At 61.1% G+C, this 24,815-nt stretch carries 24 protein-coding genes; 6 read left to right on the forward strand and 18 right to left on the reverse strand.

What is annotated here, in order from left to right; genetic code table 11:
* Positions 1 to 348 precede the first annotated feature (348 nt).
* Together pssA and ilvC are read right to left on the reverse strand one after the other, a co-directional pair.
* Positions 349 to 1,185, reverse strand: a complete 837-nt coding sequence (gene pssA, locus C6V82_RS15660) for a CDP-diacylglycerol--serine O-phosphatidyltransferase (protein ID WP_373297654.1) — start codon at positions 1,183 to 1,185, stop codon at positions 349 to 351.
* A gap of 218 nt (positions 1,186 to 1,403) precedes the next feature.
* A complete protein-coding gene (gene ilvC, locus C6V82_RS15665) occupies positions 1,404 to 2,420 on the reverse strand; it encodes a ketol-acid reductoisomerase (RefSeq protein WP_102588199.1) in 1,017 nt (338 codons plus the stop codon).
* 190 nt (positions 2,421 to 2,610) lie between these two features.
* On the opposite strand from ilvC, the gene ilvY reads away from it, so the two are divergent.
* Positions 2,611 to 3,501, forward strand: coding sequence for an HTH-type transcriptional activator IlvY (gene ilvY, locus C6V82_RS15670; RefSeq protein WP_102588198.1), 891 nt, complete (start codon positions 2,611 to 2,613; stop codon positions 3,499 to 3,501).
* A gap of 68 nt (positions 3,502 to 3,569) precedes the next feature.
* Here the strand turns inward: ilvY and ilvN are convergent, their stop codons facing one another.
* The 5 genes from ilvN to rluD form a co-directional block, all read right to left on the reverse strand.
* Entirely contained in the window at positions 3,570 to 4,061 is a 492-nt protein-coding gene (ilvN, locus tag C6V82_RS15675) for an acetolactate synthase small subunit (protein ID WP_102588197.1), read from the reverse strand.
* Positions 4,061 to 5,785 (reverse strand): acetolactate synthase 3 large subunit, encoded by a 1,725-nt coding sequence (locus C6V82_RS15680; protein ID WP_102588196.1) that lies wholly within the window; start codon positions 5,783 to 5,785, stop codon positions 4,061 to 4,063. The genes ilvN and C6V82_RS15680 overlap by 1 nt, the downstream gene beginning before the upstream one ends.
* 577 nt (positions 5,786 to 6,362) lie before the next feature.
* The gene (gene clpB, locus C6V82_RS15685) at positions 6,363 to 8,942 is read right to left on the reverse strand and encodes an ATP-dependent chaperone ClpB (RefSeq protein WP_102588195.1); all 2,580 of its coding nucleotides are present in this window, start codon (positions 8,940 to 8,942) and stop codon (positions 6,363 to 6,365) included.
* Positions 8,943 to 9,081: 139 nt separating this feature from the next.
* Positions 9,082 to 9,837 (reverse strand): peptidoglycan editing factor PgeF, encoded by a 756-nt coding sequence (gene pgeF, locus C6V82_RS15690; protein WP_102588194.1) that lies wholly within the window; start codon positions 9,835 to 9,837, stop codon positions 9,082 to 9,084.
* A 27-nt stretch (positions 9,838 to 9,864) separates the two neighbouring features.
* Positions 9,865 to 10,824, reverse strand: coding sequence for a 23S rRNA pseudouridine(1911/1915/1917) synthase RluD (gene rluD, locus C6V82_RS15695; RefSeq protein ID WP_102588193.1), 960 nt, complete (start codon positions 10,822 to 10,824; stop codon positions 9,865 to 9,867).
* Positions 10,825 to 10,965: 141 nt separating this feature from the next.
* Here rluD and C6V82_RS15700 point away from each other — a divergent pair, with 141 nt between their 5' ends.
* The 3 genes from C6V82_RS15700 to brnA all read left to right on the forward strand — a co-directional run bounded on the left by C6V82_RS15700 (position 10,966) and on the right by brnA (position 12,400).
* Positions 10,966 to 11,793 (forward strand): outer membrane protein assembly factor BamD, encoded by an 828-nt coding sequence (locus tag C6V82_RS15700; RefSeq protein ID WP_102588192.1) that lies wholly within the window; start codon positions 10,966 to 10,968, stop codon positions 11,791 to 11,793.
* Between the two features lie 117 nt (positions 11,794 to 11,910).
* Positions 11,911 to 12,177 (forward strand): BrnT family toxin, encoded by a 267-nt coding sequence (locus C6V82_RS15705; protein ID WP_102588191.1) that lies wholly within the window; start codon positions 11,911 to 11,913, stop codon positions 12,175 to 12,177.
* Positions 12,164 to 12,400: a type II toxin-antitoxin system BrnA family antitoxin gene (gene brnA, locus C6V82_RS15710; protein WP_102588190.1), complete on the forward strand. Its 237-nt coding sequence runs from the start codon at positions 12,164 to 12,166 to the stop codon at positions 12,398 to 12,400. Before C6V82_RS15705 ends, brnA begins: the two co-directional genes overlap by 14 nt.
* A gap of 81 nt (positions 12,401 to 12,481) precedes the next feature.
* On the opposite strand, the gene C6V82_RS15715 is transcribed toward brnA, so the two are convergent.
* Entirely contained in the window at positions 12,482 to 14,113 is a 1,632-nt protein-coding gene (locus tag C6V82_RS15715; protein WP_102588189.1) for an NAD+ synthase, read from the reverse strand.
* A 107-nt stretch (positions 14,114 to 14,220) separates the two neighbouring features.
* Here C6V82_RS15715 and C6V82_RS15720 point away from each other — a divergent pair, with 107 nt between their 5' ends.
* A complete protein-coding gene (locus tag C6V82_RS15720; RefSeq protein ID WP_102588188.1) occupies positions 14,221 to 14,481 on the forward strand; it encodes a PP0621 family protein in 261 nt (86 codons plus the stop codon).
* A gap of 177 nt (positions 14,482 to 14,658) precedes the next feature.
* On the opposite strand, the gene thiO is transcribed toward C6V82_RS15720, so the two are convergent.
* The gene (thiO, locus tag C6V82_RS15725) at positions 14,659 to 15,762 is read right to left on the reverse strand and encodes a glycine oxidase ThiO (protein WP_180978278.1); all 1,104 of its coding nucleotides are present in this window, start codon (positions 15,760 to 15,762) and stop codon (positions 14,659 to 14,661) included.
* A gap of 98 nt (positions 15,763 to 15,860) precedes the next feature.
* Here thiO and C6V82_RS15730 point away from each other — a divergent pair, with 98 nt between their 5' ends.
* Entirely contained in the window at positions 15,861 to 16,454 is a 594-nt protein-coding gene (locus C6V82_RS15730; protein ID WP_180978277.1) for a GspH/FimT family pseudopilin, read from the forward strand.
* 6 nt (positions 16,455 to 16,460) lie between these two features.
* On the opposite strand, the gene C6V82_RS15735 is transcribed toward C6V82_RS15730, so the two are convergent.
* From C6V82_RS15735 to ileS, 9 genes are all read right to left on the reverse strand, one after another.
* A complete protein-coding gene (locus C6V82_RS15735; RefSeq protein WP_180978276.1) occupies positions 16,461 to 17,708 on the reverse strand; it encodes a PilX N-terminal domain-containing pilus assembly protein in 1,248 nt (415 codons plus the stop codon).
* 37 nt (positions 17,709 to 17,745) lie between these two features.
* Entirely contained in the window at positions 17,746 to 18,294 is a 549-nt protein-coding gene (locus C6V82_RS15740; protein ID WP_102588184.1) for a PilW family protein, read from the reverse strand.
* On the reverse strand, positions 18,291 to 18,728 hold the full coding sequence (gene pilV, locus C6V82_RS15745) for a type IV pilus modification protein PilV (protein WP_229843231.1): 438 nt from the start codon (positions 18,726 to 18,728) through the stop codon (positions 18,291 to 18,293). The genes C6V82_RS15740 and pilV overlap by 4 nt, the downstream gene beginning before the upstream one ends.
* Positions 18,721 to 19,200, reverse strand: coding sequence for a pilus assembly FimT family protein (locus tag C6V82_RS15750; protein ID WP_102588182.1), 480 nt, complete (start codon positions 19,198 to 19,200; stop codon positions 18,721 to 18,723). The genes pilV and C6V82_RS15750 overlap by 8 nt, the downstream gene beginning before the upstream one ends.
* Positions 19,201 to 19,204: 4 nt before the next feature.
* Positions 19,205 to 19,636 (reverse strand): type IV pilin protein, encoded by a 432-nt coding sequence (locus C6V82_RS18380; protein WP_102588181.1) that lies wholly within the window; start codon positions 19,634 to 19,636, stop codon positions 19,205 to 19,207.
* A 205-nt stretch (positions 19,637 to 19,841) separates the two neighbouring features.
* A complete protein-coding gene (gene ispH, locus C6V82_RS15760) occupies positions 19,842 to 20,795 on the reverse strand; it encodes a 4-hydroxy-3-methylbut-2-enyl diphosphate reductase (RefSeq protein WP_180978279.1) in 954 nt (317 codons plus the stop codon).
* Between the two features lie 84 nt (positions 20,796 to 20,879).
* Positions 20,880 to 21,341, reverse strand: coding sequence for an FKBP-type peptidyl-prolyl cis-trans isomerase (gene fkpB / locus C6V82_RS15765; protein WP_102588179.1), 462 nt, complete (start codon positions 21,339 to 21,341; stop codon positions 20,880 to 20,882).
* A 78-nt stretch (positions 21,342 to 21,419) separates the two neighbouring features.
* Positions 21,420 to 21,980, reverse strand: a complete 561-nt coding sequence (lspA, locus tag C6V82_RS15770; RefSeq protein WP_373297648.1) for a signal peptidase II — start codon at positions 21,978 to 21,980, stop codon at positions 21,420 to 21,422.
* Entirely contained in the window at positions 21,973 to 24,807 is a 2,835-nt protein-coding gene (gene ileS / locus C6V82_RS15775; RefSeq protein WP_102588178.1) for an isoleucine--tRNA ligase, read from the reverse strand. The genes lspA and ileS overlap by 8 nt, the downstream gene beginning before the upstream one ends.
* Positions 24,808 to 24,815: the final 8 nt, after the last annotated feature.

A 24,815-nucleotide genomic window follows, 5' to 3' on the forward strand; every position in this document is an offset into this window, starting at 1 on the left:
TGAGCGGAGCGTCTCGCTTGCCGTCGTGGCCTGCCGTGTTGCGGCGGCCTCGCCAGCGCCCTGCGAGGAAGGCGTATTCTACGTGATCGGCGTGGCGTGTCAAGCGCCATGTTTCGCCGGGGTGATGACTCACCCAGAAACTGTCGACAGCACCAAAACCCCAGTACTATCAATCACTTTCTTCACTTACCACCGCCTGCAACGTTGCCCGTCGCCGGCAGCGGATGCGTACTTTACGGTTTTCATGACGTCCATGCAATACCCTGCATCAGAAAAATGTCACGCCGTATGTCATGAAGGTGGCGTGGATCACTGGGCAGGCGTTGTGATTCCACGCAAAACGACGACTCAGCTATCGCCAGGTGAACGCTTCATCTTGCGCATCACAGCCATCACAGGCCCGGAGGCCACGTAGGCGCCGAACAGCAGCAACAGCATCACCGAAGGCTCGACCGAGATGACAACGAACCCGAGCACGATGGCCAACAACACCACGAAGGGAACGGGACCCTTGAGGTCGATATCCTTGAAGCTGTAGTAGCGAATATTGCTGACCATCAGCACCCCAGCTGCCCCAACAATGAACAACATCAGCAGCTTGAAACCAAAGGCGTCGGCATCGAAACTGTGGAACGTCCACACGCTGGCAGCCACCAGGGCCGCCGCCGAGGGGCTTGGCAGGCCGATGAACCATTTCTTGTCGACACTGCCAACCTGCACATTGAAGCGCGCCAGCCGCAGCGCGGCGCAGGCCACATACAGGAAAGCCACGACCCAGCCGGTCTTGCCGATGTCCTGGAGTATCCAGGTGAAGGCGACTAATGCCGGTGCCGCACCGAACGAGAGCATGTCGGCCAGACTATCGTACTCGGCACCAAACGCGCTCTGAGTATTGGTCATGCGGGCGACTCGACCGTCCAGTCCATCGAGCACCATGGCGATGAAGATGGCAACCGCAGCGGTAGTAAATTCGCCGTTGATGCCTGCCACCACGGCAAAGAAACCTGCGAACAGCGCAGACGTGGTGAATAGATTGGGCAACAGATAAATACCCTTGCGCCGCACCTTCTGGCCATTTTCCATGGACTCTTCGATGACTTCCGTCTCGCGCAGAAAGGCCGCGGCAATATCCTCCTCGGCAGGAGAAGCCGTGTCATTCGTCCTGCCGTCATCACCAGCCTCCATGCCATCTGAAGTCTGCGCAGCTTCGTTCTCGGGCTTTCTGGAATCCTGACTCATACGCGTTATCCATTGGCGGAGTGAAATCGCCTCACAGCGATAGGCACATTCTACACGCTGAGCGGGTGGCAAAACATCGAGCCACCCGTACGGGCGGCACTCCAACACGCAACGAGGGCGCGGAAAAACGCGCCCTCGTTGCGTTCAGCCGGCCCCTTGCAGGATCAGTTCTTGCTCTTGTCGACCAGCTGATTGGCGGCAATCCACGGCATCATGCCGCGCAGCTTGGCACCCACCTGTTCGATGTCGTGCTCAGCGTTGAGGCGACGACGTGCGGTCATCGAGGGATAGTTGCTGTTGCCCTCGTTAATGAACATCTTGGCGTATTCGCCGGTCTGGATACGCTTCAGCGCATTGCGCATGGCGGCACGGGATTGCTCATTGATGACCTCGGTGCCAGTCACGTACTCGCCATACTCCGCGTTGTTGGAGATGGAATAGTTCATGTTGGCGATGCCACCCTCGTACATCAGGTCGACGATCAGCTTGAGCTCGTGCAGGCACTCGAAGTAGGCCATTTCCGGGGCATAGCCGGCTTCGGTCAGGGTCTCGAAACCTGCCTTGACCAGCTCGACGGCGCCACCGCACAGCACGGCCTGCTCACCGAACAGGTCGGTCTCGGTCTCATCCTTGAAGGTTGTCTCGATGATACCGCTGCGACCGCCGCCGATGGCTGCGGCATAGGAGAGCGCGAGCTCCTTGGCGGAGCCTGAGGCATCCTGGTGGATGGCGATCAGGTCGGGAATGCCGCCGCCCTTGACGAATTCGGAGCGCACGGTGTGACCCGGCGCCTTCGGGGCGATCATGATCACATCCAGGTCCTTGCGCGGCTCGACCTGGTTGTAGTGGATGTTGAAACCATGGGCGAAGGCCAGTGTAGCGCCTTGCTTGAGGTTCGGCTCGACCTGGTTCTCGTAGATCGCCTTCTGGTTCTCGTCCGGGGCGAGGATCATCACAATGTCGGCGGTCTTGCAGGCGTCTTCGACGGACGCGACCTTCAGGCCCGCGGACTCAGCCTTGGCGGCGGAACTGGAACCAGCACGCAGCGCCACGGTGACGTCGACACCGGACTCCTTGAGGTTATTGGCGTGGGCATGGCCCTGTGAACCGTAACCCACGATGGTGACCTTCTTGCCCTGAACGAGGGAGAGGTCGCAATCCTTGTCGTAATAAACGTGCATGAGGTGCTCCTGAAAGTTGAGTGAGACTGATCGGAAGGATCAAGGTCGTGTCAGCGTTGATGGCCACCCGCCCCGTCTGTCGCGGCGCTGGGTTCGCGGCATCCGATGGAAGACACCTTAAGCCATGCATGCTGTTGCGTAAAACGCGATATTTGCAACACCACATGCCGAATTATGCAATACTGAAGCCATGGACATGCGACCCTTGAAGCACTTCCTGGCATTGGCGGAGTCATTGCACTTCGGCCGCGCCAGCGATGCCTGTCACGTCAGCCCATCGACACTGTCGCGCTCGATCCGCCAGTTGGAAGAGAGCCTGAGTGGCGTGCGATTGTTCGAACGCGATAATCGTCACGTCGCGCTGACCCGTCACGGCGAGACCTTCCAGCGCTACGCCCGGGAGGCTCTGGCGCAATGGGAACAGCTGCGCCTCTCGCTGATCAACGAGGGGCAGACGCTGACCGGCGAGATCAGCGTCTACTGTTCGGTGACCGCCAGCTACAGTTTCCTCTACGAACTGCTCAGCGACTTTCGCCTTCGCCACCCGGGTATCGAGCTCAAGCTGCATACCGGCGACCCGGCCGAGGCAATGTCGCGAGTGCTCGCCGGGGACGAGGACATGGCCATCACACCACGCCCCCGCCAAACGCCCGAGGCGCTGGCATTCAAGTCCCTGACCCGCTCGCCGCTGGTCTTCATCGCCCCGCATGACGCCCATGACTGGATTCCCCCCACGCCCGAGTCACCCAGTGCCGAGCAGTGGCGGGACGTGCCGATGATTCTCTCCGAGGCCGGGCTGTCGCGGCAGTACAGCGACACCTGGTTCAAGGCGCTTGGCATCGCGCCACGCATCTACGCCCAGGTGGCCGGGCACGAGGCCATCGTCAGCATGGTGGGGCTGGGCTTCGGCATCGGCGTGGTGCCGAAGATCGTGCTCGACAACAGCCCACTCGTTCAGCGCGTCCGGGTTCTCCCGGTGAAGCCGGAACTTCCCCACTACGATGTCGGCCTGTGTGTGCTGGAGCGACGCTTGAGAAGCCCACTGATCCAGGCGCTGTGGCAGGAAGTCATCGAGCGCTGACCCGCCGGAAGACGCAAAAGCCGCCCCGTGTGGCGGCTTTTGCGTTGCTCTCGTTACCTCGAACACCCCTACAGGGACAGCACCTTGTCGCCGCGGGCTATCCCCGACACACCGGTGCGCGCCACTTCGAGAATGCCAACCGGCGCCATGGCCTGCAGGAAGGCGTCGAGCTTGCCGGCATCGCCGGTGATCTGCACGGTATAGAGGCTTGGCGAGACATCGACGATCTGGGCACGAAAGATATCCACCGTGCGCTTCACTTCATCACGCGCGGCCCCCAGCGCCTTGACCTTGATCAGCATCAGCTCGCGCTCGATGTGGTTGCCTTCGGTCAAATCCACCAGCTTGACCACGTCGATCAGCTTGTTGAGGTGCTTGGTGATCTGTTCGATCACCCGGTCATCCCCCACTGTCGTCACGGTCAGCCTCGACAGGCTCGGGTCCTCGGTAGGCGCCACGTTCAGCGTTTCGATGTTGAAGTTGCGCTGGGAGAACAACCCCACCACACGCGACAGGGCGCCCGGTTCGTTTTCCATCAGAATCGAGATGATATGGCGCATCAGGTCCGCTCCGTCTTGGAAAGCAGCATGTCACGCATGGAGCCCAGGGGCACCTGCATCGGATAGACGTGCTCGTGAGGGTCGACGAGAACATCGAGGAACACCAGCTCATGCTTGTCGGCAAAGGCGCGTTCCAATGCCGGTTCGAGCTCCTCGAGGGTCTCGACCCGCAGGGCGGTGAAGCCATACGACTCGATCAGTTTCTGGAAGTCTGGCAACGACTCCATGTAGGAGTGCGCATGGCGGGACTTGTAGTTCAGGTCCTGCCACTGGCGCACCATGCCAAGCGAGGCATTGTTGAGGTTGACGATCTTCACACCGCCACCGAACTGCTTACAGGTCGACAACTCCTGCATCATCATCTGAAAGCTGCCTTCGCCGGTCACGCAGATGACCTGCTCATCCGGGAAGTTATGCTTGATGCCCATGGCCGCCGGGAAACCGAAGCCCATGGTACCGAGCCCCCCGGACGTGATGAAGCGGTTGGGCTTGTCGAACTTGTAGTACTGAGCCGCGAACATCTGGTGCTGGCCCACGTCGGTCGTCACGTATGCCTCGCCACGGGTGATGCGACACAGCGCCTCGATCACTTCCTGGGGCTTGATGGACTCACCGGGCCTGGAAGGCTCATACAGCTTGCCGACCCGATCTTCACGCCAGCCCTCGATCTTCTGCCACCATTCGGCGAGCGACTCCGGGTTGGCGATCTCCTTGCCCTGCACCAGGCTGATCATTTCACTGATCACGCTGCCGGCGGGGCCCACGATCGGCACATCGGCACGCACCGTCTTGGACACCGAGCTCGGGTCGATATCGACGTGAACGATCTTGGCCGTGGGGCAGAACTTGGACGTATTGTTGGTGACGCGATCATCGAAACGCGCGCCGATGGCAATGATCAGGTCGGCGTGATGCATGGCCATGTTCGACTCATAGGAGCCGTGCATGCCGAGCCAGCCCAGGCACTGCTTGTCGCTTTGCGGATAGGAACCGATACCCATCAGGGTGGTGGTGATCGGATAGCCCAACCGCTTGACCAGGTCGGTCAGCGCCTCGCTTGCGCGCCCGGTGACCACGCCACCGCCGGTATAGAACACCGGCCGCTTGGCCTTGAGCATCAACTCCACGGCCTTCTTGATCTGGCCGGTATGCCCGCGAGTCACGGGGTTGTAGGAGCGCATCTTGACCTTTTTCGGATAGACGTACTCATAACGCTCGGTGGGGGCAGTCATATCCTTGGGGATATCCACCACCACCGGGCCAGGCCGGCCAGTCGCCGCAAGGTAGTAGGCCTTCTTGAGAACTTCCGGAATCTCGCTTGGATGCCTGATCGAGAAGCTATGCTTCACGATTGGCCGGGTGACCCCGATGATGTCGGTCTCCTGGAAGGCGTCATCGCCAATCAGGTGACTCATTACCTGGCCGCACAGCACCACCATCGGAATCGAATCCATGTAGGCGGTGGCAATACCGGTGACCGCGTTGGTCGCACCGGGCCCGGAGGTCACAAGGACGGTGCCGGGCTTGCCGGAGGCACGCGCATAGCCGTCAGCGGCGTGGGTCGCCGCCTGCTCGTGGCGCACCAGGATGTGCTTGACCTTGTCCTGGCGGAACAGCGCATCGTAGATGTGCAGCGCTGCGCCACCCGGGTAACCATAGATATATTCGACGCCCTCATCCTGCAGGAATCGGGCGATCATGTCCGCGCCGGAAAGCAGTTCCACTTGATGTATCTCCCCTGGAGGTCTCGAGTGCGATCCGTGGCCCAATCGGGGGCACGGGGTCGAGTGCGACGGTATGTCGCTGCCGGATACGCCGGCACCTGATGCCAAACCCTGGCATTGGCCCGGTTAGGGCCTGCACTCTCATTCGGGAACGCCGGTTCATTGCGACATGAATCCTGCGTTCCCTTCACGGCAGATCGCCGCGTCGGGGCGTTGGCCGAACCAGGCGGTTGGCCCGGTCTCGGTAATCCTTCGGCGGGTAAAGGCCCTCTGGCCTACCCTTCGCGCGGGAGTGGGGGTTGCCCGCTATATTCCGCGCCCGCAAATCAGGAACGGACAAGATTCCATTAGCGACACAATGGTGTCAACCGCAGGAAGAGCACAATCCGCAGTGAGCGTGGCCCCGCCGGCAGCGATGAGCGGTAAGGCGTACTAAATCAGGGAAAATATCACGGGCAAAAAAGAACCCGCCGGACGCGAAGTCTGGCGGGCAAGAGGGTTACAGGACGCAACCTGATCTTAGTGTAGCCAGCCACCGGGCCGGCAACGTAAAGGTTTGTTGCGATGCACGCCCGGCTCAGGCAAACACCAGATGCCCCTCCTCGGCCGTGACATGAATCACGTCGCCGGGCGAGAACTTGCCAGCCAGCAGATCCTGGGCCAGTGGATTCTCGATACGGTTCTGGATGGCACGCTTCAGCGGCCTCGCCCCGAATACCGGATCGAACCCCACGACGGCAAGCTGAGCCAACGCCTCATCGCTCACTTCCAGGCGCAGGTCATGCTCGGCGAGCCGCGACCTCAGGCGTTCCAGCTGAATGCCGGCGATGGCCTGGATCTGCTCCTGGCCGAGGGCGTGGAACACCACCACCTCATCGATGCGGTTGATCAACTCGGGCCGGAAATGCGTGCCGACCACCTCCATCACCGCGCTCTTCATCTGCTCGTAATGGGTGTCGTCCCCGCCCATTCGCTGGATGATGTCCGAGCCCATGTTGGAGGTCATGACGATCACCGTATTGCGAAAGTCCACGGTGCGCCCGTGGCCATCGGTGAGGCGGCCATCCTCGAGCACTTGCAGCAGGATATTGAAGACATCCGGATGCGCCTTCTCCACCTCGTCGAGCAACAGCACGGAGTATGGCTTGCGGCGCACCGCTTCGGTCAGATAGCCGCCCTCTTCATAGCCGACGTATCCGGGCGGCGCACCGATCAAGCGCGACACGGAGTGCTTCTCCATGAACTCCGACATGTCGATACGCACCATGGCCTCTTCGGTGTCGAAGAGGAAATTGGCCAGTGACTTGCAGAGCTCCGTCTTGCCCACCCCGGTGGGACCGAGGAACAGGAACGAGCCATTGGGCCGGTTGGGGTCGGCAAGTCCGGCACGCGAACGGCGCACCGCATTGGCCACCGCCGTGACCGCCTCGTGCTGGCCGATCACCCGCTCGTGCAACGCCTCTTCCATGCGCAGCAGCTTGTCACGCTCGCCCTCGAGCATCTTGGCCACCGGGATGCCGGTCCAGCGTGAGACCACCTCGGCGATCTCCTCCTCCGTGACGTTGGAGCGCAGCAACTGGTGCTTGGCGGTATCCGCCTCGCGTTCACCGCTCTCGGCGATCTTCTTCTCGAGCTCCGGAATCACCCCATACTGCAGCTCCGACATACGTCCGAGATCGCCCTGGCGGCGAGCCTGCTCGAGATCGACACGCGCACGCTCGAGCTCATCCTTGAACTGCGCCGCGCCCTGGATGCTGGCCTTTTCCGCCTTCCATATCTCGTCGAGGTCGGCATACTCGCGCTCGAGCTCAAAGATCTGCTCTTCCAACGTTTCCAGGCGCTTTTTCGACGCCTCGTCGGTTTCCTTCTTGAGGTGCTCGCGCTCCATCTTCAACTGAATCAGACGGCGATCCAGGCGGTCCATCTCTTCGGGCTTGGAATCAAGCTCCATGCGGATACGCGACGACGCCTCGTCGATCAGGTCGATGGCCTTGTCGGGCAACTGCCGGTCCGTGATGTAGCGGTTCGAGAGCTTGGCCGCGGCGATGATCGCCCCATCGGTGATGTCGACCCCATGGTGCACCTCGTAGCGCTCCTTGAGGCCACGCAGGATCGCCACGGTATCTTCCTCGGTAGGCTCGTCGACCAGCACCTTCTGGAAACGCCGCTCCAGCGCGGCATCCTTCTCGATGTACTTGCGGTACTCATCGAGGGTGGTGGCCCCCACGCAGTGCAGCTCACCACGCGCCAGCGCCGGCTTGAGCATGTTACCGGCATCCATGGCGCCTTCGGCCTTGCCCGCACCCACCATGGTGTGAAGCTCATCGATGAACAGGATCACCCGCCCCTCTTCCTGGGAGAGTTCGTTGAGCACCGCCTTCAGACGCTCCTCGAACTCGCCACGGAACTTGGCACCGGCCAGAAGCGACCCCATGTCCAGGGCAAGTACGCGCTTGTCCTTCAGCCCCTCGGGCACCTCGCCGTTGACGATACGCTGGGCCAGGCCCTCGACGATGGCGGTCTTGCCCACCCCGGGCTCACCGATCAGCACCGGGTTGTTCTTGGTGCGCCGCTGCAGCACCTGAATGGTACGGCGGATCTCGTCGTCACGACCGATCACCGGATCGAGCTTGCCACTGGCCGCCCGCTCGGTGAGATCGAGGGTGTACTTGGCAAGCGCCTCGCGCTGCTCCTCGGCACCGGCATCCTCGACCTTGCTGCCACCACGCAGGCTGTCGATGGCCGCTTCCAGCGTCTTGCGGTTGAGCCCTGATTGGGTGAGTAGCTTGCTGACCGCGTGACCCATGTCCAGCGCCGCCAACAGCACCAGCTCACTGGCGATAAATTGGTCGCCACGCTTCTGGGCTTCACGGTCAGTCAGGTTGAACAGCCGGATCAGATCACGGGACGGCTGCACTTCTCCATCGAACTGGGCGACCTTGGGCAGGTCATCGAGATGGCCCATCAACGAGCTGCGCAAGCGCGCAGCATCCCCACCCGCTTTCTGTACCAGCGACTTGGCACCGGTATCACTGGCATCCAGCAGGGCCAGCAACAGGTGGCCGGGTTCCAGTTGATTGTGGCCGTGGCCAACGGCCAGGGACTGGGCATCGGCCACGGTGTTCTGCAGCTTGCCGGTAAATTTATCGAAACGCATGCGCTTTTCTCCATTGGGGTGGCGAGGCGTTCGGACGCCCCGCGTGGCCCGATCAATTCGTCTTGACACATTCAATGGAGTCAGGCTGGGCCGCTTTCAAGTCGGCCGTGAGGAAAAGCGTAGGAAGGGTTGATGTGGGTCAACGTAGCCAGATCACGCTGGCCATGCGGCCGGTCTTGCCTTCATCACGGCGGTGAGAATAGAAGCGTGGTTCGCAAGCGGTGCAGAAGTGGCCACCGCTGATATGCGAGAGCCCGAGGCGTTCCAGGCGCAGCCGGGCGAGCCGATAGAGATCGGCCATGTGATGGCCAAGCCGGTAGGGGCTTGGGTCGAAGGCATCGGCGGCTTCCGGGTGGACACCGACAAACGCCTGCTGCACTTCCGGGCCGACCTCGAACTGGGCATTGGAGATCGCCGGGCCCAGCCACGCCAACTGCTCTTCCGGAGGGATCCCGAGAGCCGCCACCGTCGCTTCGAGTACGCCGCCAGCCAGACCACGCCAGCCGGCATGGGCGACCGCCACCCGGGTGCCCCGCCGATCGGTGAAAAACACCGGCAGACAGTCGGCGGTCATTACCACGCAGGCATACTGGTCATCGAACGCCACGGCGGCATCCGCCTTCGGCGGCGTCTCCTGGAAGGACTGCTGCACCCGCGCACCGTGTACCTGGTTCAACCACAGGAGCGGGCGCTCGCCGCCCACTTCCTTCTGCAGCAGCCGACGGCACAACGCGACATGATCACTGTTGTCACCCACGTGCTCGCCGGGGTTGAAGCAGGCGAACTCGTCCTGGCTGGGGCCGGTCTCGCGGGTCGTCACGAAAGCACCCACGGTGGTAGGCGCCGGCCAATCAGGCAGAATCAGCGTCGGGCGCAGGTCTGGAGCGTCGCTCATCGCGGGGGATTCCTTGGCACGTGGGGATCAGCGCATGGTCTCGTGGTCGTCACGCAGGTAATCGATCAGCAGCAGCATGTCATCCGGCAGCGCTGAACGGAAGATCATTCGCTCGCGGTGTTCCGGGTGCACGAAGGCCAGCTTGCGGGCATGCAACGCCTGCCGAGGGAACTCGCGCAGAATCGTCTTCAGCGTATCACTGGCCCCTGGCGGCAATTTCAGCCGCCCACCATAGACCGGGTCGCCGATCAATGGATAGCGCAGGTGCGCCAGGTGCACGCGAATCTGGTGGGTACGGCCCGTTTCCAGCCGACAGCGCACATGGGTATGGGCACGAAAGCGCTCGACGACACGGTAATGGGTCACCGCCGGCTTGCCGGAGGCTGTCACCGCCTGGCGCTTGCGATCCTTGGGGTGACGCCCGATCGGTGCATCCAGCGAACCACCGGAGGTCATCACCCCCACCGAAATCGCATCGTATTCCCGCGATACCGTGCGCGCCTGCAGCTGTTCCACCAGCGCCGTCTGTGCGGCCAGTGTCTTGGCCACCACCATCAGGCCGGTGGTGTCCTTGTCCAGACGGTGCACGATGCCGGCGCGCGGCACCATGGCAAGCGCCGGGCAATGAAACAGCAGCGCGTTGAGCAGCGTGCCATCGGGGTTGCCGGCCGCCGGGTGAACCACCAGTCCCGCCGGCTTGTCGATCACCAGCACCGCATCATCTTCATGCACCACCTCAAGCGGAATATCCTGTGGCTCGAAGCGCGTGTCATCCTCGATCTCGGCCACAAGCGCGAGTGCCTCACCGCCATAGACCTTGTCCTTGGGTTTCGCCGGGCTGCCATCGACGGTCAACGCACCGGCCTTGATCCAGGCCTTCAGGCGCTCCCTGGAATGGTCGGCGAACAGTTCGGCAGCGGCCTGATCCAGGCGTAGGCCGGCCATGGTGTCGGGCACACGTTGCTGTGCTTCCAGGGTCTGAGACATGTGCTTGAGGAGGCCTGTATGCGAGAGGTGAATCCGGGATATCGTCGGATGACTGCGTTTTGCCGCGCGGTGCTTTATAGTGACCGGGTTTAAGGTCGATTCTAACACGGCCAATCCGCGTTGTTTGACACGAGGATCACGATGCGCGTTTTCACCCCCACTGCCCGTCTGGCCACACTGTTGCTGGCCTCCACCCTACTGGTCGGCTGTGCCAGCAACGGTGGCGACACCCCGGAAGAAGAAGACGAGTTCGCAGGCGTCGCCGAACGCGAACTCTACGAAGATGCCCGCGATGCGCTGGATCGCCGTGTATTCGGCTCGGCCATCGAACGGCTCGAGGCGATCGACACGCGCTACCCGTTCGGCAACCACGCCGAGCAGGCCCAGCTGGAACTGATCTACGCCTACTACGAGACGAACGATTGGGAGGCCACCCGTGCCGCCGCCAGCCGCTTCATCCGCCTGCATCCGAGCCACCCGCAGGCCGATTACGCCCTGTACATGCGTGGGTTGGCCGCCTGGGAAGCTGGCCGTTTCAGCCTCGAACGCCTGAAACTGATCGACATCTCCAAGCGTGACCTGGGCGCCTCGCGTGATGCCTATACCGACTTCAGCGAGCTGATTCGTCTCTACCCGAACAGCCAGTACGCCCCGGATGCCGAACAGCGCCTGGTCTACCTGCGCAACCTGCTGGCGCGCCATGAATTGCACGTGGCCGATTTCTACCTGCGCAAGGGAGCCTACCTCGCCGCCGTGGAACGTGGGCGCTGGGTGGTCGAGAACTATCCCAACACAGAAGCCACCCGCGATGCACTGGCGGTCATGGTGGAAGGCTACCTGGGTCTCGAGATGCGTGACCGTGCCCGCGAGGTGCTCAACGTGCTGATCGAGAACGATCCTCGCCACGAGCAGTTGCGCGGCCGTACCTTCGAGCCCAGGCATGTGAACGCGGACTCGCTCTCGGCCTGACCGCGGTACGCACTGCGATAAAAAAACCGGCGCTGCCATGAGCAGCACCGGTTTTTTTGTACCTAGCGTTCGAGGAATCAGCTTCTCAAAAGCATAGAAAAGGTATATTTTTTACTCATGGCCACCTTCGAGTTCGATCCTCGCAAAAGCGAAGCCAACCAGGCCAAGCACGGTATCGACTTCGTGGATGCCCAGCACCTCTGGGAGGATCCGGACTTGCTGGAGATCCCGGCGAACTCTACCGACGAGCCCCGGTTCGTGGTGATCGGCAAGATCAACGACAGGCACTGGTCGGGCATCATCACCTACAGGGGAAAACGAATTCGCCTGATCTCGGTCAGACGTTCACGAGCCAGCGAGGTAGCACTTTATGAAAGCCCATGAACTCGATACACGCTTCGATGCGGGTGACGAGATACTTGATGAGCTCGACCTATCGCAAGCCAAGCGCCCTCTCAGGCAACAGAAACGGGTCAATGTCGACTTCCCGACATGGATGATCGACTCGCTTGATCGCGAAGCCGCGCGCCTTGGCGTCACTCGCCAATCGATCATCAAGATATGGCTTGCCGAGCGCCTCGAGCAGCACGGCTCCCATCAGCACTGACTCCACCCTGCCAATACTAAAAAAACCGGCGCTGCCATGAGCAGTGCCGGTTTTTTGGGCTTCGCGTTTACGGTCGGCGCTTCACTCGCCTGGCTGCCAGCCGTTGACGATGGGATAGCGACGGTCGCGCCCGAAGCCGCGTGGCGTGACGCGCACCCCTACCGGCGCCTGGCGGCGCTTGTACTCGCAGCGGTCGACCAGCTTGACCACCTTGTAGACATCGTCGCGCGCAAAGCCCGCCTCGATGATCGACTCGGCGCTCATGTCGCCCTCGATATAGCGCACCAGGATGGCATCGAGCACATCGTAGTCGGGCAGCGTATCGCTGTCCTGCTGGTCCGGCGCCAGCTCGGCGGAGGGCGGACGCTCGATCACCCGTTCCGGGATCGCCGGTGACTGGGTATTGCGCCAGCGCGCCAGCCGGTAGACCCAGGTCTTGTAGACATCCTTGATGGCATTGTAGCCACCCACCATATCGCCGTAGAGCGTGGCGTAGCCTACCGCCATCTCGCTCTTGTTGCCGGTGGTCAGCACCATCAGGCCCTTCTTGTTGGAGATCGCCATCAACAGTACGCCACGGCAGCGTGACTGCAGGTTCTCCTCGGTGGTGTCGCGCTCGGTACCGGCGAAGCTCTCGGCAAGCGTCGTCATGAATGCATCGACCATCGGCTCGATCGGCATCACCTCGTAATTCACCCCGAGCATCGTGGCCTGCTCGGCGGCATCCTGTTTGGAGATGTCCGCCGTGTAGTGGTAGGGCATCATCACCGCCTGCACGCGCTGCGGGCCAAGCGCATCCACCGCGATGGCAAGCGACAAGGCCGAATCGATGCCACCCGACAAGCCCAGCACCACGCCTTGGAAACCACTCTTGTTGACGTAGTCGCGAAGCCCGGTGACCAGAGCGCAGTAGAGGCTGTCCTCGGGCTCGACCTCGGGTTCCGTCTCGCCGGGTTGCGGCACCCAACCGCCCTTCTCATGCACGAACTGCACCGGCATCAGGCCCACCGCCCAGTGCGGTGCCTGCACCTGCAACGTGCCCTTGGCATCCACGCACGCCGAGCCACCATCGAAGACCAACTCATCCTGGCCACCGATCATGTTGACGTAGACCAGCGGCAGCTCGACCTCAGCGGCCCGTTCCTCCAGCAGCCGCAGACGCTCGGCCGGCTTGTCGTGATGGAAAGGCGAGGCATTCAGGCTGATCAGAATCTGCGCACCGGCCTGACGGGCCGCACGCACAGGCTCGCCATGCCACAGGTCCTCACAGATCAACAAGCCCAGCTTCGCGCCCTTGTGATCGATCACCAGCGGTTCGCTGCCGGCGGCGAAGTAGCGCTGCTCGTCGAACACCTGGTAGTTGGGCAGTGACTGCTTGGCGTACTCCCCCAGCCACTCACCGTTGTAGAGCACCCCGGCGAGGTTCCAGGTACGCCCCTCGCGGCGGCCGGGATACCCGACGATCACCAGCACGTCGCGTACCACCTTCTCAGCCATGCGCGTGCGGGCATCACGCAACCGCGTCTCCATCGAGGGGCGCAGCAACAGATCTTCCGGCGGGTAGCCGGTCAGGAAGAGTTCGGGCAGCACGACGATGTCGGCGCCATGCTCGATGCGCGCCTCGCGCACCGCTTCGATGGCGGTATCGGTGTTGCCGGGAATGTCCCCTACCAGCGGGTCGAGCTGAGCCATCACCAGCGTCAGGTCTTGCATGGGCGTAGAAATCTCTCGAGAATCGATGAATAACCTCCATTGTCCCGCAAGGGCGGCCGGCTGGCAAAGCCGAAGCCGACCACCCCCACCAGGGAGCCTCGAAAGGAATGAACCTCTTGCTGATCCGCCTGATCATCTTCGCCGTGCTGTTCTTCGCCGGCTTCAAGCTCTACCGCATGTACCGGGAGTGGAAGCTCGACCGCGAGGAACTGTTGGAAGATGACCAGAAAAACGAGGGCGGCCAGATGGTGCGCTGCACCTGGTGCAACGTGCACGTGCCGGAGAGCGAAGCCTTGCGCGACAAGGGCGAATGGTTCTGCTGCAGCGCCCACCGTGACAAGTACCTCGAAGAACAGAAGGAAGAATAGCTTCGGGCTTTGGGGCTCGAGTTTAGGGCGGCGCAGGGGACAGGGCGTCGCGGACATCTTTTTCAGGGATGAAAAAGCTAGCGCCCAGGGACGGGTTCACAGCGTGTCCGCAGCGCCCTGTCGCCGTCCAGCCGCAATCCAGCCGCAGTCCAGCCGCAGTCCATCAAGGTCAGTAATTCACGCGGTACTCGCCAACGCCTCCGAAAGACGATAAGGCGCCGTGTCGAGTATCGGCTCGCGCCCAAGCAACTGATCGACCAGCAGCCGCGTCGAGGCCGGCGCCAGCACCAGCCCGTTGCGGTAATGCCCCGCGTTCACATGCAGGTTATCGAACCCGGGCACCGCACCGATGAACGGCACGCCATCCGGAGAACCGGGACGCAGCCCCGCCCAGTGATGTTCCACCTCGCATTCCGCCAGGGCCGGGATGATCTTCACCGCACTCTCCCAAAGCGACTCACGCGCATCCGGCGTGGCGGTCTTGTCGAACCCGCACTCCTCCAGGGTCGAACCCGCCAGCACACGGCCATCAGCGCGCGGAATCACATAGCGACCATCCATCAACACCACGCGCCGCACCAACCCTGGCGGGGTCTTGAACAGAATCATCTGCCCTTTCACCGGGCGCACGGGGAGCCGCACCTCGAGGCGTTCCAGAAGGCCTGACGCCCACGCGCCGCCACACACGATCACCTGGCCGCCGGCCACAGGGCCTGCCGTGGTATTCACCGCCAACACGCGCCCAGCCGCCGACTCGAACCCCGTTACCTCGCACTCCTCACGCAATGTGACGCTCGGCATGGCCGCCAGCCGGGCGCGTAGCGCGCTGACAAGGCGCGGGTTGCGAATGCTGCCAAGGGTCGGCATCCACAAGGCATCGGCAAGCCCCGCGACCGCCTCGGGTTCCTTGTCGTAGAGAAAATCGGCATCCACACGCTCAAGCGGTTTGCCGACCTCCCGCGCCCATGCCATGGCGCGTGGTTCGTCATCCACCCGCAGGTACAACAACCCCTTCTGGCGGTACTCCGGATCGATGCCGGTCTCTTCCAGCAGGCGCAGCGCTAGTTCGGGGTAATAGCCCTCCGACCAGGTGGAAAGCCGCGAAATCGGCGCGCTGTAGCGCCAGGGATACAACGGCGAGACGATGCCACCGCCCGCCCATGATGCCTCGCGCCCGCACTGGCCGCGTTCCAGCAATGTCACCGAATGGCCGGCATCGGCCAGCTGCAGCGTCGTCATCATGCCGATAACGCCGCCACCCACAATCAGGAATTCACTCACGAGATGTGTCCGTAATGGCTGACAAGGCATTCAGCGGGGAGTGGCTAAGGTGAAACAACACGGTGCCCATGGATGACGCATCATGCCTGGAGGGAACCATGCCCCCGATCGCCCCGCATCACCCCCGCAGAATCGCTCTCTACCATAACGGCAGCGCCCCGCCGCTGGCAAAGCGCACGCAGCCATACCGTCAGCATGGGCTGACGCTGATCGAACTGCTTGTCACCATCGCGGTGCTGGCGGTGCTCGTCACCCAAGTGCTGCCGAGCTACCAACGCTTTGTCGCCCGCAACGAAGTCGCCGCGGAAGTGATGCGCATCAAGACGGCGCTGGCCTTGGCCAGGAATACGGCGATTACAAGGCGTAAGACAATCACCGTATGTCCGGTGGCCGCTGTTGATGCAGCCCGTTGCGAGCTGAGTGACTGGTCGCTACCACTGGTAATCGTGGAAGGAAAGAACGCGGGCACCAGTCTAGAGGATACAACGTTGCTACGAATTCTCGACGGCACCAACGGGCCAGAGATAACTTTCAATCGCGACCGACCCATTCGCTATCAATCCACTGGTTGGGCGCGCGGGCACAATGGCACCTTTACCATTTGCCTCCAAAGTCGGCTCAAAGCCTTAATAGTGTTGAGCAATTACGGTAGGTTAAGAACCATACAGCATCCCCAAGCCAACTGCAGTTAAAGTGAATTAATAATTGCCAATCAATTCACTCCAAGACGCCATATAAAAATTACCCTTTAGAGTCTGATTATCCACCCCCCACAATTCATCCAAACCGCTACCATCAATAAGTTCAAATGCATTCAAAATAGCAAGGGGATCATAACTATAACTTGATGAGCCACCACCACCTATCTCAATCTTTTTATCATCAAACTCACAACCCGTTGCAGCACCCGCATCCCAACAAGCACTGTCAACTATAGGCGCTGAGACTACCGAGCCTTTAAACTCACCACCTCCACCGCCTGAGACAACATAGTCACCTAAAACAATAACTAGCCCCTCAAAACCAGGAACACCACCAAAATCAACATTCCCATCCACTATCAGTATTCCGCTACCGGTAAAGTTTCCAGACCTAGAGAAAGTCTCTCTATTACCATCAGCATCATCAGCGGATTTCACATAAGTAATTGAGCCTTCAGGAACACTACTGGGAATAGAATTGACAATTGACTCACTATAATTATCACGAATACCATAAACGAACTGTGCAAGCATGTCAGCGTTTTTTAGTATATCTAGATCAATACCACCTTGAATTCCGCCATAATAATTGCACAACCTATTATTCCCACCCCCATCCAAACATGTATATGTATCATCACCCGTGTCATGCATGACATAATCATCAAACTCACCGTTTTTTGGTATAATTGATGAAGCTATATTTTCTGCAATTATACCACAGCCCACTTGGACTGCCGCCTTAATATTGCCATTCACCTCCTCCTCACCTGTTACTTCCATATTGGAGCTAGGCGGGACAAATTCGACACTGCCTTCTTCACAATCATCATCATTATTAGCCGCAACTATAGTACCTCCAGGGCCTATACTTAATATCCCCAGATAGCTAATAACTCTTTGGGAAATTAAGTCACTACCTGCCATAACTTCCCCAACGCTGTTAAACAGGTATTTACCATATCCATCAGGGGTAACGCTCCAGCTATAATAGACATTATCTCTATCGTCAGATACCAAAACACCTTCTTCACTAGATAGACTTGAGGGATCGAACTCCAACCATGCTTTAGAAGCCCCATATTCAGCAGCGAGAAGAGCCTGTACCGAGGCTCTTTGATTACCTGCCATGGACTCTTCCAGCCTGGCACTTTGAAAGCTGGACAAACCCAACATGAGCGCCACCACCAATAACACCAATGTTACGACGAGCGCTGCCCCTCGCTGATCACCTCGGCTACTCATACCACCTCCCCGCATGGGCTTCACCATGCATCATTATTCAGAATCTTGAGAGAATTTCTTCACGCCTGGCCACCACAAAACTGTAGGCTGCGTACTCCGCTGACTCTCCTCTCATTGGCTCGAACTCGACTTCCACTTCGATGAGTTGGGGATCTGCTGAGCCGAAGTTCAAGCCGGTGACACCTTCTATCAATGAATTAGGAACAGACAAAGCCTCCCCCTCGCATTGAATCTCAATCGTCACTGTATTCTGACCCAATGCATATTGCACTTGGACAAGCTCATCCCCAGAGCAATATACATCATCGGGGCGCACTCCAGCCCCATAATTGAGAACCAACCTCTCCCCGTCATCGGCATCGGCTGCGGTTGTGGCGGTTCTGATATCGAGAGAAACAATGTCAGCCAGGTAGCGCAATGACTCCTGGCGATTTGCCAGCTCTGCCACCCTGTCATAAGATTGCTTGCCCATCAGAAAAAGCTGGCCGGCGCCGAGGACTATAATCAGGCCGATCACCAAGGCCACCATCAGCTCCACCAAGGTAAAACCCGCGCTGCGCCTGCTCAAAACCAGACATTTCTTCATGGGGCCACCTCACCTGGCAACCGCACGACGTATACCAACGACGAAACGTTTTCGCCTCCGAAGCGATCATCTTCCCAGGCCACTGTGACCGTGTACTCACAGTCAACTGCCACAACGGGTTCATCATCAAGCCCGTTCAGGTAAACGCCCCAAACATCACTCCAACTATCCAGGCCGCCAGCACCATTGAGATCGCCTGCCGCCGGGCACGTCCCTCCCGACTCACCCAACGCTACCCATAGACGCTCTACCGCATCCTGAGCGGCGAGCGTTGCCACAGAACGCTGATATGACACATGCGCACTCTGCATCGCCTTGAGTTGCATGGCGGCCACACCCAGCAGCCCAAGCGACAAAACCAGCACCGCGATCAATGCCTCGAGAAGGGTAAAGCCCTTGGATGACGGTCTCCTCATGGGCGCGATATTAACCATTCTCATCCTCGCTCGGCTCAGGAATGGTATCCGTCTTGCTGACACGCCCCGTCAATCCGATCTCGATTCCACTCACCCTATCCTCGCCCAAACTCACGGCGAGTGTGCAATCTGTCCAATCAACACAAGTGCTCATACGCCTACCAAGAGCGTTGAACTCAACTGAACCAGTGCTTATAGAGACTTTATCGTCACTTGCTGCACCCATTCTCAGGATATTTCCTGATTCACCTTCAGGATAAACTTTATACTCCCAGGGCGCGTCGCTGATAATCTCAAACACTATCGTCTCGCGACGTTTGGCTGCCTCGCTCCTGGCATAATTTAGCCCCGTAAGAACTTCATTATAATCGGCAGAGAACCTGTTGGTTGCCATCATGCCTTGAAAGCCTGGAACGGCAATGGTTGCCAGGATCACGGCGACTGCCAATGTGACCAACAACTCAATAAGCGTGAAGCCTCTACTAATCATAAGGTCACCAACAATCCGCAGGAGCTGTGGCGCCAGTCTGGTCGATCGTCAATGTCTCACACCCACTTGTCACTTGGCTCCCGTCATGGGTTGCCTCAAGGGTAAAGGTAGCGCCGGGTGCTGGGTCGTTGTAAGTCAATGTGTAAACCCCGGACTCGGAGTCAGGCAGATCAGCTTCAGCAATACAGCTTGCTTCAGCGTATGTGTTGTTCACCGTGTAGCAGCGTTCCAATTGACCCGCGACATCCATCAACACGGCGACTCCTTCGCTGACCCTTGCCTGCTGCACATACCGCGTATAACTCGGGTAGGCGATGGAGGCGAGGATTCCCACCACGGCTACCGCAATCATCAGTTCGATGAGCGTGAAGCCGGCGGCCCGCCGGGTGTTGCCTGTGTGGCCCTGCGGCCTTGTGCGTCGGGTGCTCGGTGGCATCACGCGGCGCGTCTCCCTTGGTCTTCGCTTGCGTTACGTTTGGTTTCAGTATGTATCACCCCCGGCTTTGCCGCTAGGGGAGTGCCACAAAAAAGCCGGGCGTCTGCCCGGCTTCCTTGCCATGGTGGATTCACTGGGAGCATGCCATGGCTGATACACCTCGCCATATTTCCCTATTAGCACATGCTTACCCTATCGGCTTAGTCTAGCTGCTTGTGATCACCCTTTCACGCAGTTCACGCGGCATCGAGAAGGTAATGGTCTCGGCTCGGCCGTCGAGCTCTTCGGGCACCTCGGCGCCGAGTGCCTGAAGGCGGTCGATCACGCCTTGCACCAGCACCTCGGGGGCGCTGGCGCCGGCGGTGACGCCAATCGCGCTCACGCCATCAAGCCAGGCGGGGTCGATCTGCTCGGCGTTGTCGACCAGGTGGGCCGGGGTGCCCATGCGCTCGGAAAGCTCGCGCAGGCGGTTGGAGTTGGAGCTGTTGGGGCTGCCCACCACCAGTACCAGGTCGGCACCGGCGGCTAGCTCGCGCACCGCGTCCTGGCGGTTCTGGGTGGCGTAGCAGATATCGTCCTTGCGCGGCCCTTCGATCTCAGGGAACTTGGCGCGCAGCGCGTCAATCACCTTGGCGGTGTCGTCCATGGAGAGCGTGGTCTGGGTGACGAAGGCAAGCCGGCTCGGGTCCTTGACCTCGAGGGCGGCAACGTCGCGCTCATCCTCCACCAGGTAGATATCACCGCCATGGCGGGTGTCGTAGCGCCCCATGGTGCCTTCCACTTCCGGGTGCCCCGCATGGCCGATCAGGATGCACTCCTGACCGCGCCGCGCGTAACGCAGCACTTCCAGGTGCACCTTGGTGACCAGCGGACAGGTGGCATCGAACACGCGCAGTCCGCGCCGGTCGGCTTCTTCCTGCACGGCGCGGGAAACGCCATGGGCGGAGAAGATCACGATCACGTCGTCGGGCACTTCGTGAAGCTCTTCGACGAACACGGCGCCGCGCTCGCGCAGGGTATCGACCACGAAGCGGTTGTGGACGACTTCATGGCGAACGTAGATCGGCGGGCCGAACACGTCGAGGGCGCGGTTGACGATCTCGATGGCGCGATCGACCCCGGCGCAGAAGCCGCGGGGGTTGGCCATCTTGATTTGCATGGGTTTGGTTTGCATGGGGCCTTGCCTTGATGCCTGGGCATCCAGTCGATAATTCTTTGGGAGCCTGGAAACGTCTGATCTAGCCTAGTGTGTCTGCGCGGGCTTTACCTCGATGACCTCCACCTCGAAGGTCAGGGTACGCCCTGCCAGCGGGTGATTGAAGTCCACTTCCACCTGGTCGTCGTCGATGCGGCTGATCACGCCGGGCAGCTCCCCGCCCGCCGGGTCGGCGAACGACATCACCACGCCCACTTCCGGCTGTTCGTCACCGAAGTCGTCGAGCTTGAGGCGCTGAATGTTCTGCGGGTTGTGCTGGCCGAAGGCGTGCTCCGGGGTGATCTCGAAGCGGCCATGCTCGCCGGCGGAAAGGCCCTTGATGGGGTGTTCGAAGCCGGGCGGCAGGTTGCCATCGCCAACCTGGAAGGTGGCCGGTGCCTTGTCGTGGGTGGAGTCCACCACCGTCCCGTCTTCCAGCTTGAGGGTGAAGTGCAGGGTCACTTCCATGCCCTCGTCGATGCGGTATTCCGCAGGATTTTGCTCGCTCATCTAGCGCTCCGAGCGTGACGCCGCCGGCATGGCCATGCGTCACGCGGGTTGAAGAATGTCAGCGTCGCGGTCACTGGCTCATCCGCCAAGCCGCTTGCGTGCCCGGCGCTTCTCGCCGATCACCGATTCCCAGATCAGCCCGATGGCGCCGAGGGTAATGCCGATGTCCGCCACATTGAACGCCGGGTAGTACCAACCGGCGACGTGGAAGGAGAGGAAATCCACCACATAGCCATGTACCAGGCGGTCGTAGAGGTTACCGAGTGCCCCGCCGATGATCATCGCAAGCGAGACGGCCAGCAGGGTTTCATCGCGCTTGAGGCGCCGCAGCCAGATCGTCAGGCCGATGCTCGCGCCCACCGCGATGGTGGCGAAGAACCAGCGCTGCCAGCCGGGGTGATCGGCCAGGAAGCTGAAGGCAGCGCCGGTGTTGTGCAGAAGCGTCAGGTTGAAGAAGGGCAGCACTTCCACCGGCCGCGCGTAGGCAAGTGAGGCACTGGCGGCATACTTGGTGGCAAGGTCAACCACGATGATCGCCAGCGCCAGCCACAGCCAGCGCAGTGGCCTGCGCATCGGCGGCACCGCTATCGTGCCGCCCGCCTCGGCGTGCTTGCTGGAAGACGCTTGACGATCAGGCATAGTGACGCGTCTCTCCAGGCCCATCCGGCAGGTTGCTGACGCAGCGCCCACACAGGTCGTCGTGGCCGGGGTGGCTGCCGACATCCTCGCGATGGTGCCAGCAGCGCTCGCATTTGGTGTGCAAGCTTGCCGCCACCGCCACCTTGAGGCCGTCGAGCTCGGTGGCTTCGGCGCCAGTCGCCTGGGAAAGCGGCGCCAGGGTGACCTCGCTGGTCAACATCACGAAACGCAGCTCGTCACCGAGCTTGGCAAGCGTGGCGTGCAAGGCATCATCGACGTAGAGGGTGACCTCGGCGGCCAGGCTGCCCTTGATGGTCTTGGCGTTCCGGGCGTCTTCCAGGCACTTGTTGACCGCCTGCTTGACCTCGAGCACCTGCTCCCAGAAGTCACGACCCATCTCGGCGTCGCCCGCCAGGGTGCCAAGGCCCGGGTAGTACTCTTCCAGCAACACGCTGTCACCACGCGTTCCAGGGATGTTCTCGAAGATCTCCTCGGCGGTGAACGAGAGGATCGGCGCCACCCAGCGCGCCAGCGCTTCCACCACGTGGTAGAGCGCGCTCTGGGCGCTGCGACGTGCCAGGGAGTCGGCCTGGGTGGTGTACTGGCGATCCTTGATCACATCCAGATAGAAACCGCCCAGTTCGCGGGCGCAGAAACCGTGCACCTGCTGGTAGACATCCAGGAAGCGATAATCCGCATAGGCACGCTCGATGCGGGCCTGCAACTGGGCGGCACGGTCGACCACCCACTGGTCGAGGGCCAGCATGTCATCGAAGGCCACCAGATCGCGCGCCGGGTCGAAGCCGTTGAGGTTGGCCAGCAGGAAGCGCGAGGTGTTGCGGATGCGTCGATAGACATCGGCGGTACGCTTGAGGATCTCGTCGGAAACCGCCATCTCGCCGCCGTAGTCGGTGGAGGCGACCCACAGGCGCAGGATATCGGCGCCGAGCTTGTCCATCACTTCCTGGGGGGCGACCACGTTGCCCACCGACTTGGACATCTTGCGGCCCTGGGCATCGACGGTGAAACCGTGGGTCAGCAGGCCACGATACGGCGGGTGGCCATCGATGGCACAGCCGGTCAACAGCGATGAGTGGAACCAGCCACGGTGCTGGTCGGAGCCTTCCAGGTAGAGATCGGCACGCGGGCCCTGCTCGTGGCCATGGGGGTGCGATCCGCGCAGCACATGGCGGTGCGTGGTGCCGGAGTCGAACCACACGTCCAGGGTGTCGGTGACCTTGTCGTAGTCGGCGGCTTCTTCGCCCAGAAGCTCGGCCGGGTCGAGACGGAACCAGGCATCGATGCCCTCGGCCTCGACACGCTGGGCGGCCTCCTCCATCAGCGCCACGGTGCGCGGGTGCAGCTCGCCGGTGGCCTTGTGCAGGAAGAACGGGATCGGCACGCCCCAGTTGCGCTGGCGAGAGATGCACCAGTCGGGACGGTTGGCGATCATCGAATGCAGCCGCGCCTGGCCCCAGGCCGGGGTGAACTGGGTGGCCTCGATGCCCTCCAGCGCCTGCTCACGCAGGGTTTTGCCGTGACTGCCCTGCAGGTCCATACCGACGAACCACTGCGCGGTGGCGCGATAGATCACCGGGGTCTTGTGGCGCCAGCAGTGCATGTAGCTGTGGTTAATCACCTTGTGGGCCAGCAGTGCATCGGCCTCGCGCAGCTTGTCGACGATCTGCGGATTGGCCTTCCAGATCATCTGGCCGCCGAAATACGGCAGGTCGTCGACATACACGCCGTTGCCCTGCACCGGGCTTTCGATCTCATCGAAGCTCATGCCGTGGGCGCGGCAGGTGACGAAGTCATCGACGCCGTAGGCCGGGGCGGAGTGCACGATACCGGTGCTGCCGACCTCGGATTCGACGTAATCGGCCAGGTAGACCGGCGACAGGCGCTCATACAGCGGATGCTTGAAACGAATGCCATCCAGGCGCTCGCCGGTGGCGGTGGCCACGATCTCGCCGGAGAGCTCGTAACGCTCGAGGCAGGAGGCGACCAGCTCCTCGGCGAGCAGCAGCAGGCGGCTGCCGGTATCGACCAGCGCATAGGTGAACTCGGGGTGCACGTTGAGCGCCTGGTTGGCCGGAATGGTCCACGGCGTGGTGGTCCAGATGACGATGGCGGCAGGCTTGGCCAGTGCCTCCAGGCCAAACGCCGCGGCCAGTTGCGCGGCATCTTCCACGGCGAAGGCGACATCGATGGCATCGGACTTCTTGTCGGCGTACTCCACTTCGGCTTCGGCAAGTGCCGAGCCGCAATCGAAACACCAGTTGACCGGCTTGAGGCCCTTGAACACGTACCCGGCGTCGACCATGTCGGCCAGGGCACGAATTTCGCCCGCCTCGTTGGCGTAGTTCATGGTGCGGTAAGGGTTGCCCCAGTCACCCACCACACCCAGGCGCACGAAGTCGGCCAGTTGGCCCTTGATCTGTTCGCCGGCATATTCACGGCACAACTCACGGGCACGCTCGGGCTCGAGATGCTTGCCATGGGTGGTCTCGACCTTGTGCTCGATGGGCAGGCCGTGACAATCCCAGCCGGGCACATAGGGCGCATCGAAGCCCGCCAGGTTCTTCGACTTGACGATGATGTCCTTGAGGATCTTGTTGACGGCATGGCCAATGTGAATGCTGCCATTGGCGTAGGGAGGGCCATCGTGCAGCACGAACTGCTCACGACCGCGACGCTCTTCGCGCAGGCGATGGTAGAGGTCGAGCTTGTCCCACTGCGCCAGCCGTTCGGGTTCACGCTTGGGCAGCATGCCGCGCATCGGGAAATCGGTTTCTGGCAGGTTCAGAGTGTGCTTGTAGTCGCTCATATCCTGGG

It is taken from the genome of Halomonas urumqiensis (genome assembly GCF_003028575.1).
In the GTDB taxonomy this organism is placed as follows: Bacteria; Pseudomonadota; Gammaproteobacteria; order Pseudomonadales; family Halomonadaceae; genus Halomonas; species Halomonas urumqiensis.